At 65.4% G+C, this 12,533-nt stretch carries 14 protein-coding genes and 1 tRNA gene; 5 read left to right on the top strand and 10 right to left on the bottom strand.

What is annotated here, in order from left to right:
- Positions 1-42: 42 nt before the first annotated feature.
- Positions 43-1,518, top strand: a complete 1,476-nt coding sequence (locus HMPREF2791_RS10845) for a vWA domain-containing protein (RefSeq protein ID WP_070845284.1) — start codon at positions 43-45, stop codon at positions 1,516-1,518.
- A gap of 96 nt (positions 1,519-1,614) precedes the next feature.
- Here HMPREF2791_RS10845 and HMPREF2791_RS10840 read toward each other — a convergent pair whose 3' ends face one another.
- The 5 genes from HMPREF2791_RS10840 to secA2 all read right to left on the bottom strand — a co-directional run bounded on the left by HMPREF2791_RS10840 (position 1,615) and on the right by secA2 (position 6,446).
- Positions 1,615-2,172 carry a MerR family transcriptional regulator gene (locus tag HMPREF2791_RS10840; RefSeq protein ID WP_070845357.1) on the bottom strand — a complete coding sequence of 186 codons (558 nt, stop codon included), beginning with the start codon at positions 2,170-2,172 and terminating at the stop codon, positions 1,615-1,617.
- A gap of 127 nt (positions 2,173-2,299) precedes the next feature.
- On the bottom strand, positions 2,300-2,860 hold the full coding sequence (locus HMPREF2791_RS10835; protein ID WP_070845283.1) for a bifunctional nuclease domain-containing protein: 561 nt from the start codon (positions 2,858-2,860) through the stop codon (positions 2,300-2,302).
- Entirely contained in the window at positions 2,860-3,621 is a 762-nt protein-coding gene (locus tag HMPREF2791_RS10830) for a transcriptional regulator FtsR (RefSeq protein WP_070845282.1), read from the bottom strand. Before HMPREF2791_RS10830 ends, HMPREF2791_RS10835 begins: the two co-directional genes overlap by 1 nt.
- Before the next feature lie 20 nt (positions 3,622-3,641).
- Positions 3,642-4,067: an oxoglutarate dehydrogenase inhibitor Odhl gene (gene odhI, locus HMPREF2791_RS10825; RefSeq protein ID WP_070473817.1), complete on the bottom strand. Its 426-nt coding sequence runs from the start codon at positions 4,065-4,067 to the stop codon at positions 3,642-3,644.
- Positions 4,068-4,154: 87 nt separating this feature from the next.
- A complete protein-coding gene (gene secA2 / locus HMPREF2791_RS10820) occupies positions 4,155-6,446 on the bottom strand; it encodes an accessory Sec system translocase SecA2 (protein WP_070845281.1) in 2,292 nt (763 codons plus the stop codon).
- Positions 6,447-6,555: 109 nt separating this feature from the next.
- Between secA2 and HMPREF2791_RS10815 the strand changes: the two genes are divergently transcribed.
- From HMPREF2791_RS10815 to HMPREF2791_RS10805, 3 genes are all read left to right on the top strand, one after another.
- The gene (locus HMPREF2791_RS10815; protein WP_083327997.1) at positions 6,556-7,782 is read left to right on the top strand and encodes a bifunctional alpha/beta hydrolase/OsmC family protein; all 1,227 of its coding nucleotides are present in this window, start codon (positions 6,556-6,558) and stop codon (positions 7,780-7,782) included.
- A complete protein-coding gene (locus HMPREF2791_RS10810) occupies positions 7,782-8,180 on the top strand; it encodes a YchJ family protein (protein ID WP_070473813.1) in 399 nt (132 codons plus the stop codon). The genes HMPREF2791_RS10815 and HMPREF2791_RS10810 overlap by 1 nt, the downstream gene beginning before the upstream one ends.
- A gap of 97 nt (positions 8,181-8,277) precedes the next feature.
- Positions 8,278-8,351 (top strand) — tRNA-Pro (locus tag HMPREF2791_RS10805).
- Positions 8,352-8,396: 45 nt separating this feature from the next.
- On the opposite strand, the gene HMPREF2791_RS10800 is transcribed toward HMPREF2791_RS10805, so the two are convergent.
- Positions 8,397-8,756 carry a VOC family protein gene (locus HMPREF2791_RS10800; RefSeq protein ID WP_070845280.1) on the bottom strand — a complete coding sequence of 120 codons (360 nt, stop codon included), beginning with the start codon at positions 8,754-8,756 and terminating at the stop codon, positions 8,397-8,399.
- Positions 8,757-8,845: 89 nt separating this feature from the next.
- On the opposite strand from HMPREF2791_RS10800, the gene HMPREF2791_RS11935 reads away from it, so the two are divergent.
- On the top strand, positions 8,846-9,046 hold the full coding sequence (locus HMPREF2791_RS11935; RefSeq protein ID WP_141764981.1) for a hypothetical protein: 201 nt from the start codon (positions 8,846-8,848) through the stop codon (positions 9,044-9,046).
- Here HMPREF2791_RS11935 and HMPREF2791_RS10795 read toward each other — a convergent pair.
- Genes HMPREF2791_RS10795 through HMPREF2791_RS10780 form a run of 4 tightly spaced genes read right to left on the bottom strand, consistent with a single transcriptional unit; the run spans position 9,043 to position 12,515 of the window.
- Positions 9,043-9,924: a 3-hydroxyacyl-CoA dehydrogenase gene (locus HMPREF2791_RS10795; protein ID WP_070473805.1), complete on the bottom strand. Its 882-nt coding sequence runs from the start codon at positions 9,922-9,924 to the stop codon at positions 9,043-9,045. The two genes, HMPREF2791_RS11935 and HMPREF2791_RS10795, sit on opposite strands and share 4 nt — an antisense overlap.
- 55 nt (positions 9,925-9,979) lie before the next feature.
- On the bottom strand, positions 9,980-10,516 hold the full coding sequence (locus HMPREF2791_RS10790) for a gamma carbonic anhydrase family protein (RefSeq protein WP_070474044.1): 537 nt from the start codon (positions 10,514-10,516) through the stop codon (positions 9,980-9,982).
- Between the two features lie 43 nt (positions 10,517-10,559).
- Positions 10,560-11,525 carry a diacylglycerol/lipid kinase family protein gene (locus HMPREF2791_RS10785; RefSeq protein ID WP_168168305.1) on the bottom strand — a complete coding sequence of 322 codons (966 nt, stop codon included), beginning with the start codon at positions 11,523-11,525 and terminating at the stop codon, positions 10,560-10,562.
- 48 nt (positions 11,526-11,573) lie between these two features.
- Complete coding sequence (locus tag HMPREF2791_RS10780) at positions 11,574-12,515, bottom strand: CE1 family esterase (protein ID WP_141764980.1); 942 nt, start codon at positions 12,513-12,515, stop codon at positions 11,574-11,576.
- Positions 12,516-12,533: the final 18 nt, after the last annotated feature.

The raw sequence follows: 12,533 nt of genomic DNA, 5'->3' as shown, positions 1-12,533 counted from the left end.
AGACGGTTTTCACTCGTTCGATCGATAAAGGCGGCGATTCCGGTGGCGAAGCACGCAAGCGGTAAAAACAACTACAGGCTGTCCGGAGAGCTCATCGCCTTACTGGTGGTACTGGCCCTGATCGCAGCGGCCGTGATCTGGTGGTTGTCCAGCCGCGGAGACGGTGCGGACGACGCCGACGGCGCGCAGGCGAAGGCGGAGGACTGCGTCGCGGGTGAGCTCGTCCTGCCTGTTGCTGCCTCCGACAAGGGTGCGGGCCAGTCGCTTGTGGACGCCTACGGTGACTCCGCCCCCGTCGTCCGCGACTACTGCGTGAAGCCCCAGCTTGTGGATGCTGTCGCCGACGCCGCAGTCTTTGTCGCCCCGAATACGACGGTTACCCACCAGTCGCTGGAAAGCTCCGGCCGCACCCCAGCGGTTTCTGACCCCCAGCCTGCCTACAGCGAAGCCGTCGGCGTGGCCGGCAAGGACGATGTCAAGCTCGAAGACCTGACCGTGGACAAGGTCCGCTTCCCGGTCTCCGACGAGTCCGCTGCCTCCGCGCTGGTTGCATCCAAGGTGGCGGGCAACGACACCGACGCCGTGCAGGCGCTGACCGATCAGCGCCTCGGCAGTGCGGACGAGCTTAACGCGGACGCCGGAGAGTTCCTGGCCACCGCCGAGGATGCCGTCCCCGAGGGACTGAAGTTCACCCCGGTCGGCGCCGACGCCGTCTACACCGCGTTCCCGCTGAATCAGAACGAAAAGGTGGACGAGAACCAGGCCCGCGCCGGCCAAGACTTCGCCCGTTTCGCCTCCGAGCACTTCGACGGCTCCGAAAAGGACCAGCCGGCCGTCTCCGATCTGGTGTGGGCGGCTGCCCTGCCTGCTGGAGGCGAGGCCATTACTGCGGATGCGAAGCAGGAAGGCGACGCCCAGGACGGTGCCGACGCTGACAAGGCAGCTGGCGGCGACGGCGCAGATACCGACGGTGCCAATGCCGCAGCACTGCAGCCCGAAAACACCCTGTTCCTCCTGGACACCTCCGACGCGATGAACCCATACATCCAGCCCGCGAAGGACGCAATCGCAAACACCGCGCTCGAGCTCGGCGGCCAGGGCAAGCAGGTCGGCCTGTGGAATTACTCCTCCCCGCTGAACCCGGGTGTTGTGGTGGGCTACCGCCAGAACATCACGGTCTCCCCCGATGCCGACTCCGTTGCCGTGGCGGTGCGCCGCTTCCTCACCGGCGGTGTGCCCCAGACCCGCCAGGCCGTCGAGGCGGCCGCAAGCGCCTACGGCTCAGGCGAGGCGAAGACCCGCATCGTCCTTGTCACCACTGGCACAGCTGATGCCGGGGACGACAAGGTTTTCGAAGACGCAGTGCGCGGCGCCGCCGGCGACAAGGTGGAAATCACCGTTGTCCGCGTCGGCGAGGGCGAGGCAGACCAGGCGGTCGAGGCACTGTCCGCGAAGACCGTGGACGCGAAGCAGGCCGATGGCATCGAGAGCGCTGTAAAGCAGGTGTCGGGCCTGTAGCTCTCCGGCTGCCCCGCGACAGACCCTGGGAGGCGGGAACATAGAAGAAGGCCCGGGCTGGTGGGAGTGATCCCAGCCCGGGCCTAAACGCTTTGCTTAGGAGGTCTTGCGACGGCGCCGGTCCGCCAGCTCGTCGAAGCCGATGACGTTGTCCGCGCTGTCGTCGATCACGCGCTCAGACGGGAATGCGGAGATGGTGCCGGTCAGTTCCTTCATGATCTGCGGCACGGCGATGCCGAACACGCCCTGGCCGCCGCCGAGGAGGTCGATGATTTCCTCGTTGGAGCGGCACTCGTAGACAGTCACGCCGTCGGAGACGAGGGTGATCTCGGCGATGTCGGAAACACCGCGGTCGCGCAGTTTGTCCACTGCGAGACGGATGTTCTGCAGCGAAATACCAGTGTCGAGCAGCCCTTTGACAATCTTCAGGACCAGGATGTCCTTGAAGGAGTACAGACGTTGGGAGCCGGAGCCCTTGGCGCCACGGATGGACGGGCGCACCAGGCCGGTGCGGGCCCAGTAGTCGAGCTGGCGGTAAGTGATGCCGGCGACCTGGCAGGCGATCGGCACGCGGTAGCCGACTTCGTCGGACGGGCCGACGTCGAAAAGCGATTCCTGCACAGCGTCGAACAGGCCGTCCTGATTGTCCTCGATGATGCTCACGTAATTACTCCCATGAAAGTTAGCTCGAAGCCTAATGACTATTAAAGAGTAAGCATACGGAGCTGGTCAATAGTCACATGCGTAACACGCCGAAACTCTCAAGGAATACTTGAGGGTTTTACCCCTCCTTGGGGTTACCCTCCCCCAAATCCGAGTCCTCCACTCCGAGGCTGCGCATCAGCGCCTCGAAGTCTGCGTCGGCCTGGGCGTCGCCGCTGGCGGAGACAGCCCCATCCGTGAAGTCCTCGATTTCGATCTGCGCCTGCAGGTAACGCTCCGCGTCCTCTTGCGACAAAAACACCGAGGCCTGGGCGGCGACGGTGTCGTCGACAGTCAGCTCCATGTCCAGCTCACTGGCCAACAGGAGCGCATCTGAAGCACGCAGGTCAATCTCGGTGCCGCCCAGCAGCGTCAGCGAGGCCATAAATGTGCCGTCTACGTAGCTGGACAGCTCAAGGCTTTCGGCGCCGCTGGTTGACGTGCGGATGAGCTCCGCGATCGCGTCGACGGGACGCGGGCGGTTCGGGGCCCACCCGTCCAGGCGCATGGCCAGCTCAGCGCCCTCCATCGGCGGCAGCCACACTGGAATGCACCGGCCGTTCGTGGGCCGTTGGAGCAGGGCGCACAGGAAGTCCTCCGGGCCAACCGGAAACACACCGATGAGGTTGACGGCCTCCATTAGCTCCCCAGCTGCTTGCGCAGCTCGTTCTTCACCAGCGACGCGTGCAGGGACACGACCAGCGCGGACATCTGCTGACCGATCTCTTCGGCCTTCTGCTTCGCGGTGACCTTGCCGGACTTCGACACCGGCTCCGCAACCTGGTTGATCATGTCGGCCTGGCGGGCCGCCGCGGTGCGCAGCGTCTTCAGGTGGCGGGCGTCGAAGCCGAATTCGGACAGCGACAGCGCGGTGGTGACTGTACGGACATCGTCGGCGGTGAACAGCCCAGCAGCATCCGGGGTGATCAGGCCGACCTTGATGTACTCCTCCACCGTAGACGGATCCGCCTGCGCCTGCTCCGCAACGTCCGTGTCGGTCAGCTGCGTCGCCGCCGGCGCGCGGAAGTTCTCCGGGGAGATCATCGGCTCGGACTCGCCAGCGGACAGGATCGCGGTGACGTGACCGGAATCCATTGCTTCGAGCTGTTCGCGAATGACCTTCAGCGGTAGGTAGTTGTCGCGCTGGGTGACCAGGATGTAGCGCAGGCGCTCCACGTCCTCCTCGGTGAAGCGGCGGTAACCGGAAGCGGTGCGCTGCGGGGTGATCAGCCCTTCGGACTCGAGGAAGCGGATCTTGGAGACGGTCACGTCCGGGAACTCGGTGCGCAGACGTTCAAGCACCACGCCGATGGACATCGTCTTCGCGGTCTTGGTTGCCTTGGCGCCCTTAGCCGGCTTCGCGGAGGTAGCGGCTGGTGCCGTCTGACGGATTGCGCTCACGTGATCGAACTCTTCTCTAACTAGTTGCCGGCGGTGATGAAGACCAGACGGAATTTACCAATCTGGATTTCGTCGCCGTTCGTCAGCTCCTGGGAGTTGCGCGGCTCGCGGTTGACGTAGGTGCCGTTGAGCGAGCCCACATCCACGACTTCGTACCCGCCGTCGTTGCGGCGGAACTCAGCGTGACGACGGGACACGGTCACGTCGTCGAGGAAGATGTCGGCCTCCGGGTGGCGGCCTGCGGTGGTGGAATCCTGGTCCAACAGGAAGCGGGCACCCGCGTTCGGGCCACGCTTGACTACGAGGAGGGCCTCCCCATCCGACAGCTGGTCCGCACCGGCGGCGGAGTCCGCAGATGTCGCAGCTCCGGACTCCATCTCCTTGAGCAGGTCTGCGCGGAATACCGAGGTGGTTTCGACCTGGTTCTGCGGCGTGTTGTCGCTCATGGGTAACTCCTGACTTTCGAGTCGTGGTTGAGATCTCTCGCCATAATAGCGTCCGGTTCGCCCGAAGGGGCGGCTACCGGATAATGCCTAGCGGAAAATGTTGCCGATTCCGGAAATGACTGAGTTCCCGGATCCCGCCAGTGGGTTGTCGGAGACCATGTATGTCCACGTCGCGCTTGGGCGCTTCCAGCCCGCGTCGGCCAAGTGCGCTCCGCTGGAGTCGATGTCCACAGAGTTGAATGTTTCTACCGCGGCCGCGACCGCCCGGTTGGCCAAGTCCTTGAACTCGCGCACGGCGATGCGGTGGTATTCGTCGATCGGCGTTTCGCGGGCGATGGCGCGCAGGTGGATGGATTCACGGACGTCGTCCATGAGCGCCAGGTGCTCGGACCACTCGGCATCGAGGTGGAAGAGCATGATCTCCCTCGCCGCCTGCTCGAGCACGTCCTGTGGCAGGTGCGAGAGCTCTGCGGCGCGCTGCGGGGAACGCTCGGACAGCTCGCGCCACGCGGTGTCCGTGTCCAGCAGAGCGGCGCGGCGCTCGTCGAGGATGTCTCGGTGGTCCGCCAGCAGCTTGTTGTACTTCCAGGTCTGTGAGTGGATCTCCAGCAGCTGGCCTTCGGTGACGCGCTGGCAGTGCTCGATGAAGCTCTGGGCGCGGTTGCCGGTGATGCGTCCGTCCGGCTCAGGCTGAGCGGAGAACTGCTCGCCGTCTCCGCCGGAGGTGACAATGTCGTCGTCGAGGGAGACGAAGAACACGCTTAATCCCGGGTCGCCCTGGCGGCCGGCGCGGCCGCGCAGTTGGTTGTCCAGGCGGGCGGTGCGGTGCCTGGCCGTGCCGATTACCGCTAGGCCGCCGAGCGAGGCGACCTTGTCGTGGTCGCTTTCGTCCGCGCCGCCGAGACGGATATCCGTGCCACGGCCCGCCATCTGCGTGGAGACGGTCACCCGCCCCACGTCGCCGGCCTCGGCGATGATACGGGCTTCTTCCGCGTCGTTTTTCGCGTTGAGCACGTTGACAGCGATACCGCGCGCCTCAAGCGCTTCCGCCAGCGCCTCGGATTCCGCCACGTCGTGGGTGCCCACCAGCACCGGCTGGCCGGTGGAGTTGATGTGCGCGATCTCGTCGACGATCGCGGAGTTCTTCTCCTCCATAGTGGCGTAAATTCGGTCGGCTTCGTCGAAACGCTGCAGCTCGTTGGCGCGGTCGATCACAGACACGTGCAGGCCGTAGAAGCTGCGCAGCTGGTCGGTCGCCTCCACGGCGGTGCCGGTCATGCCGCACACCAGCGGGTAGCGGCGCATGAGCGCCTGCAGGGTGATGGAGTCCAGGATGCGCCCGCCTTCGGACACGTCCAGCCCCTCCTTGGCTTCCACCGCGGCCTGCAGGCCGTCGGGCCAGCGCTGCAGCTCAGCCACGCGTCCGCGGGAGGCGTCCACAAGCGCGACCTTGCCGTCGTCCACGATGTAGTGCACGTCCCGGATCAGCAGTGCCTTCGCGTGCAGCGCAAGGTTCACGCGCACCAGCGTCGTGCCGATGTGCTCGTCCGAGTACAGCGAGTCGATACCCAAAATCCGTTCGATCTTCGCCGCGCCGTCGTCGGTGAGGAAGGCATTGCGCCCGTCCGCGTCGATGGTGTAGTCGGTGTCCTCGTCCAGCTTCGACACGGCCTCGGTGATCTGGCCGGTGGCCTGCTTGGACCCCTCGGAGCCGGCGAGCACGAGCGGCACGAGCGCCTCGTCCACGAGCACGCTGTCCGCTTCGTCGACCAGCGCGACGTCGGCGGGCAGCTGCACCGTCTGCTCACGGGACGTGATCTGGTTGTCGCGCAGGTGATCGAAGCCGATCTCGGTCACCGGCGCGTAAATGACGTCGCTGCGGTAGGAGCTCACACGCTCGTCGCGTGTCGACGACTCCGTGACCGCCGCCACCGTCAACCCGAAAAACTCGACGAGCGGGCGCATCCATTCCGCATCGCGCGCGGCCAGGTAGTTGTTCACCGTGATCAGGTGGACGCGCTTGCCCTGCAGGGCGAACCCGGTGGCGGCCATCGCGCCGACGAGCGTTTTGCCCTCGCCGGTGGCCATCTGGATCACGTCGCCCTCCAGCAGGCGCAGCACAGCCTGATTCTGCACCTCAAACGGCGTCATGCCCAGGGTGCGCTGGGAGGCGACGGACAGCCCGGCCAAAAAGCGCGGCTTGTCGGCAATAGCCCCGTCGCGCACGGTGGAGGCGACTGCAGAGGCGAGCGAAGCATCGTCGAGAAGCGAAAGCTCCTCGATTAAGCCGTGCGCGTCCGCGACGACGGCTTTCGACTTCTTGTTGTTGCGCTCCGTAGTGGAGCCCATGGCCTTCCAGAACCAGTCAAACTTGCCCATAAGGGCTAAGAATAACGCCAACGTGCCAAACCGTTGGTGCGACGATTAGTCTTGCAGCGAAAGTAACCGTTGCGTTGAACCGCCGAGCCGCAGGAGGAAACGGCTACCCATGCTGTCTATGAACGTGAAAGTTCCGTCGTCCAAGGGCCACATGATGGCTGCGACCATCGACCGCCCCGATGGACCCGCGCAGGCCTACGCCATTTTCGCCCACTGCTTCGCCGGCTCGCGCCACACCCCGGGTGCCTCGCGCATCTCCAAGCGGCTGACGGAACACGGCATTGCCACCCTGCGCTTCGACTTCCCCGGGCTGGGCCAGTCCGAGGGCGAGTTCAAGGACACCTCGTTTTCCGAGAACGTGGACGACATCGTCGCCGCCGCGCTGTGGCTGGAGGAGAACTACAAGGCCCCGCAGCTGCTCATGGGCCACTCCCTCGGCGGCGCCGCCACGCTGAAAGCCGCCACCCGCCCGGAGCTGAAGAAGATGATCAAGGCTGTGGCCACCGTCGGCGCGCCGTTCGACCCGGCGCACTCGGTGCTCCACTACGCCCACGCCATCGGCGAGGCCGATGCGAACGGCTCGGTCGGCGTGGTGCTCGGCGGCCGCGAGCTGACCATCTCGCGCGAGTTCCTCGAAGACCTCGCCGAGACCAACCCGGAGGAGTACCTACCCAAGCTTCGCAAGCCGCTGCTTGTCGTTCACTCTCCTATCGACGTCACCGTCGGCATCGATAACGCCCAGAACATTTTCTCACTGGCGCGCTACCCCAAGTCCCTGATGGCGCTGGACAAGGCGGACCACCTGCTCACCCGCCAGGGCACCGCGCAGCGCGCCGCGGACATCATCGGCTCCTGGGCGCAGCAGTACATCCAGCCGCTGTTCGTCCCTGCGAAGACCACGGACACCAACGCCGTGTCCTACTCCGCGCGTGGCACGAAGTACGGCGACGTGGTGCGCACCTCCGACCGCGCGATCACCACCGACCGCTCCAAGAACACCGGCGGCAAGGGCCAGGGTGTCACCTCCACCGGCCTGTACATGTCCGCGCTCGCGGTCAGCTGCTCGCAGGCGGTGCGCGAGGCGGCCAAGGGCATGCAGCTTGACGACGTCCGCGTGGAAGTCAACCACAACGGCGACGGCACCTTCACCCGCCTGATCACCCTCTACGGCGACCTGACCGACGATGAGGTGGAGACCCTGCGCGCCGCCGGCGCCTCCTCCACCGTGGACGGCTACGTGGCAAAGGGCGAGATTGAAACGACCGCCGAGACGGCCTCACTCGAGCGCCGACGCCGCCAGAACAAGCTCCACCGCGCGGAGCGCCTGGGTAAGTAATGGCTAAATCCGGGCTGTGGGCGGACGTGCGGGCCTTGTGCCCCTGCGGGCAGGGCCTGCCGTACGAGGCGTGCTGCGGGCGCTACATCGACGGCGCTGCCGCGGCGCCCACCGCTGAGACGCTGATGCGCTCGCGCTACACCGCCTACGTGCGCGGCGCGGGCTCCTATGTGGCGGAAACCTGGGCCGATGAGACGCGGCCGGCGGATCTGACCGTGGACCCGTCCGGCGAACCGTTTACCCGCCTGGAAGTGCTGGACACCACCGGCGGCGGGCCTTTCGACGCCGAGGGCGTCGTCGAATTCGCCGCCCACCACCCCGGCGGCGTCATGCGGGAGCGCTCCCGCTTCGAGCGCCGCGCCGGGCGGTGGGTCTACGTCGACGGCGTAGTCCGCTAACCCTGGGGTGTCACCGGTGACTGTCTGGTGACCTGCCGGTTTTGGGTCCGTATGACAGTGCTGTAATATTTGCGCAGTTACCGTTTCGGTAGCGGATCGGGCTGTGGCGCAGTTTGGTAGCGCACCACACTGGGGGTGTGGGGGTCGCAGGTTCAAATCCTGTCAGTCCGACAAAGTTTTTTCTGGGGGTTCGGGGGTTCTCTTTCGGCGACGTTGCTAGTCGATAGGTGCCACTCGGATCTGGTTCCCGTCGGGATCGGCAATCACGAACGTCGTTCCGAAGACGTCCTGGTGGGGTTCTTTGATGACGTCGACCCCCTTGCCAGTCCAGGCCTGGAACACGTCCATGACTTCTTCCCCGTTGACGTTGAGACACACTTCGGTGGTGCGTGCGGGAGCGTCTGCGAGCACTTCGGAGTTCCCAGTCCACAGTGCGAGAGCCACACCGTCCGCCAAAGCGAACGTCACGTAGCGCGGTGAAACAAAGTCAGTCTCCAGGTCCAGGAGGTCTGAGTAGAACTCGACTGATCTATCGATGTCAGTCACGTAGACGATGAAGACGATTTCGCGGTTCACTTGGGCACCCTTCTCTTTCTCGATATTTGGGTACCTCCCAGGCTACGTAAGCTGCTTCCATTGTCGGCGACGATTCAGTAGACACACTCATGGGTGCCGCGGGCTGGTTTGGTCTCAATGACGCTCAAGCCATCGAGCGACTCAGCCGCGCAGTCGACGCAGTGAAGCAATGGAAAGAGCTCGCACGCAGAAACCAAATCGCCGTCGCCAAGGACAAACAGGTTGCGCCTGGTTTTGACGGAGAGCATCTGCAGCGAGCTCAACAGCTTATCCGCGAGCGCCGCGCTTAGGACACGATCTTGCCGTTCGCGTCGTAGGTGTAGAAGCCCTGCCCAGCTTCCAGGCCGGTCCTACCTTCTGCGACCATCGGCTTCAGCGTCGTCTCAACGAAGTCCTTCTGCCACTGCGGGGCGTTGTCGTTGGACTCGATCACGGCGACCAAGGTGCGCACGCCGACGAGGTCCATGATCTCAATCGGCCCGCGCGGGGACCCGGTGGAGTTGCACCAGTCGCGGTCGATGTCGACGGGGTCAGCGATGTCGTGGTGCAGCAGGTACATGCCGGCACTGAGCAGCGGCACCAGCAGGGTGTTCAGCACGTAGCCGGGCTGCTCGCGCTTGAGCGGGACCGGCACCATGTTGATCTGCTCCGCAAACTCCACAAGCTGGTCCACATACTTCGGGTCAGTGCCCTCGTGCGGCATGATCTCGGCGGTGTTCTGGATCCAGATGTGGTTGGCAAAGTGCAGCGCCAAGAAGCGCTCCGGCGTGCCCGTCGCGTCTGCGAACTTGCTCGGCATGAGCGTGGAGGTGTTGGTGGCGAACACCGCGGTATCCGGGGCGTACTCCCCCACCTCAGCCCAGACCTTGCGCTTCAGCTCGAGGTTCTCCGGGATCGCCTCGATAACTAGGTCCGCGTTCGCTACCGCTTCTTTCAGGTCCGAAGTCTGCGTTAGGTTCGCGTGCGCTGCCGCGACGGTCTCGTCGTTGGCGGATTCGAGCTCCGTCTTCATCTGTTCGCCGATAGCGTCGAAACGCTTCTTGCCGGCCGCGAGGGCCTCCTCGTTGATGTCGTAGGACACAACCTTCTTACCCGCGAACGCGGAGCAAAAAGCGATCTGCGCGCCCAGGACACCTGCACCAAGTACTGTTACGTTATTGAATGTCATACTCGTCACATTACGCCTCATTGCGTGACTTTGACGACGATTTCACTGTGAACTTTTACGTGAGCGAGTCTCGCTCCACCGGCACCAAACCGGTCGCCGCCCGCCGGCCCAGCTCCACGTAGTACGCCGCGTGGCGCAACCTGGCCTCGAAGGTGTCCGGCTCGAGCGTGCGCTTCACTTTGGCGGGCACGCCGGCCGCCAGAGAGAACTCCGGCAGCTCTTGGCCTTCGAGCACCACTGCCCCGCCGCCGACGATGCTGCCTTTGCCCACGCGCGAGCGCGACAGCACGGTCGCGCTCATGCCGATCAGGCAGCCGGGCTCGATGTGGCAGCCGTGCACCATGGCCAGGTGGCCGATGGTGACGTCGTCTTCCAGCACGGTCTCCCCGTCCGTGTCCACGTGCAGCACGGAGCCGTCCTGGACGTTGACGCGGTTGCCGATTCGGATCGCGCCCACGTCGCCGCGGATGACCACGCCGGGCCAGATGTTCGCGTCTTCGCCGATGGTCACGTTGCCGATAATGGTGGCCTCGTCGGAGATAAACGCCGAGGGGTGGATCTGCGGGGTTGCGCCTTCAAAGCTGTAGATCATGGCCACCATTGTGCCTTCGCTGCTACTCGACGGCACGCGGCGCTCAGCACACCATCCGCAGGGTGCCCGGCATCACGTCGAAGGTCACGGCACTGACCGCGCCGGCGGCGTCGCCGTCGAGCTCAAGCTGCTCGGGCTCGGCGAACTCCAGGGTGATACGGCGTCCCTCGAGGTACTCCATGCTCGGCGGCAGGGACGCCGGCGGGCGCGGCTGCACCTCGCTCGGCAGCAGCGCGTTAATGCCGCCGCGCACGGTGTCCAGCGCGAGCTTGCCGCCGATGCCTGCCCAGTCGGTGACGTCCTCGGCGCGCAGCACCACGGCGTCGAGTACCCCGTCGTCAGGCAGCGCGTCCGGCAACAGCGGGATCCCGCCCACCAGGTCGCTGCAGTTGCCGACGATGCAAGTGTGCAACGAGGTGGTAACCGTGGGATCGCCGTCAAGTGTGATGTCCACGTCTACGCTATTGCCGCCGCCGAGCGATTGGAACACGGCCGGCACGTACGCGAGCGGTCCGACGGCGGCCTTGAGGCTGTCGCGGGTGCGGTGGATCATGCCCGCATCCACGCCGACGCCGGCCATGACCGCGAAGCCGGAGTGCTCGGTACGGCCGTCGGGGTAGACCATCTCGGCGCGGCAGAGGTCGATGAGCCGGTCGGTGCCCGCAAACGCACGGTGCACCGCCGATTCCAGTAACAGCGGCAAGCCGAGGTTGCGCGCGAGCATGTTGCCGGTGCCCGCCGGCACAATCGCCATAGGTGTCTTCGAACCGGACACGGCCAGCGCGACCATGCGCACCGTGCCGTCGCCGCCGGCGGCGATGATCAAATCCGCGCCCTGCTCGAGCGCTCGGACAGCCTGGGAAAACCCGGGCCCCTCGGTGGTCGTTGCCGCCCACTCGATGTCCGCGCCCTCCCAGGCGTAGCGCTCCACGGCGCGGCGCAGGCGTTCCAGGTGGACTTTCACGGGGTTGTACACCACCGTCACCCGGGGACTAGACGCGACATTCACGCGCCTCATGGTAGCCGTGCCAGACCCGTACCGCGTCGCACCGCGCGGCTAGGACATGCCGACGCCAAGGAACTCCAGCAGCGTGCGGGTGGCAAACCCTTTGGACACTAGGCCTGTGTTGTCGGAGGTGCCGCCGGGCCACACGTGCGGCCCGCCCTCGATGCGGTAGTGCGACAGCGCGGCGTCGCAATCGTCCCAACTCAGCTTCGTCACCGTATGCGACAACTCGACGTCTTCCCTGCGTCCCGCGCAGTGGTTGCGCACCGCGGCTTCTTCGAGCATCTCGGGTGTGGAGTTGTACACCGTCTCGTGCCGCTCGCCGCCGTCGTAGGAGATGATCGGGTCAGCGGTGCCGTGGAAGTCGACGTGCTTCATGGGGATGCTGGAGCACCCTTCCGCGACGCGCTGGTAAAACGCGCCGGCCACCGTGGCCACACCGCTGAACTCCTGCGGGCGCTGGCAGCCCACAAACGCAGCGAACCCGCCACCGTTGGAAAACCCTGCTGCGAAGATCCGGGTGCGGTCGATGGAGAATTCCCCCTCCAGCTGATCGAGCACATCGTCCACAAACGCGAGGTCCTGCTCCCCGCTCGTCTCCGCGTACGGGGCAGGCGCCCAGGCTTCGCCGACGCCGTCCATAAACGCCACCACAGCGTCCGCTTTATCCAGCTGCGAGTGCTGCCTGAGCCGCTCTGCGTCCTCCTTGTAGCCGTGAAACACGAGGATCAGCGGCAGCCGGTCGCGCTGCTTCGCGCCCCTCGGCACCGACAGGATGTAGTCGCGTTTCAGCCCGGCGGAGGTCATCTGCCTGCGCTCAATCGCAGGATCCGACCACGGTTCCACCTCACGGACGATATCCTCGGGTGCATCCGGCTGCGTGGTAATCGCGGTGCGCAGCCGCGCCGTGTCACCCGCGCACCCTGCGACGCTCAAGCAAGTTGCGGCCAAGCTGATTGCGGCCGCGGCGCGGATCACTGGGCGGTAAAACACGCAAGGTAGATTAGACCA

Source organism: Corynebacterium sp. HMSC034A01, assembly GCF_001838175.1.
Classification (GTDB): domain Bacteria; phylum Actinomycetota; class Actinomycetes; order Mycobacteriales; family Mycobacteriaceae; genus Corynebacterium.
The sequence above is the reverse complement of the archived record's forward strand: the minus strand, read 5'-3'. Positions and strand labels throughout refer to the sequence as shown.

Excerpts from the sequence above, each read along its gene's own strand:
- secA2 (WP_070845281.1), bottom strand. The coding sequence starts at position 6,446 with ATGGGCAAGTTTGACTGGTTCTGGAAGGCCATGGGCTCCACTACGGAG.
- HMPREF2791_RS10795 (WP_070473805.1), bottom strand. The coding sequence starts at position 9,924 with ATGACATTCAATAACGTAACAGTACTTGGTGCAGGTGTCCTGGGCGCG.
- HMPREF2791_RS10835 (WP_070845283.1), bottom strand. The coding sequence starts at position 2,860 with ATGGAGGCCGTCAACCTCATCGGTGTGTTTCCGGTTGGCCCGGAGGAC.
- HMPREF2791_RS10815 (WP_083327997.1), top strand. The coding sequence starts at position 6,556 with ATGCTGTCTATGAACGTGAAAGTTCCGTCGTCCAAGGGCCACATGATG.
- odhI (WP_070473817.1), bottom strand. The coding sequence starts at position 4,067 with ATGAGCGACAACACGCCGCAGAACCAGGTCGAAACCACCTCGGTATTC.
- HMPREF2791_RS10810 (WP_070473813.1), top strand. The coding sequence starts at position 7,782 with ATGGCTAAATCCGGGCTGTGGGCGGACGTGCGGGCCTTGTGCCCCTGC.
- HMPREF2791_RS11935 (WP_141764981.1), top strand. The coding sequence starts at position 8,846 with ATGGGTGCCGCGGGCTGGTTTGGTCTCAATGACGCTCAAGCCATCGAG.
- HMPREF2791_RS10790 (WP_070474044.1), bottom strand. The coding sequence starts at position 10,516 with ATGATCTACAGCTTTGAAGGCGCAACCCCGCAGATCCACCCCTCGGCG.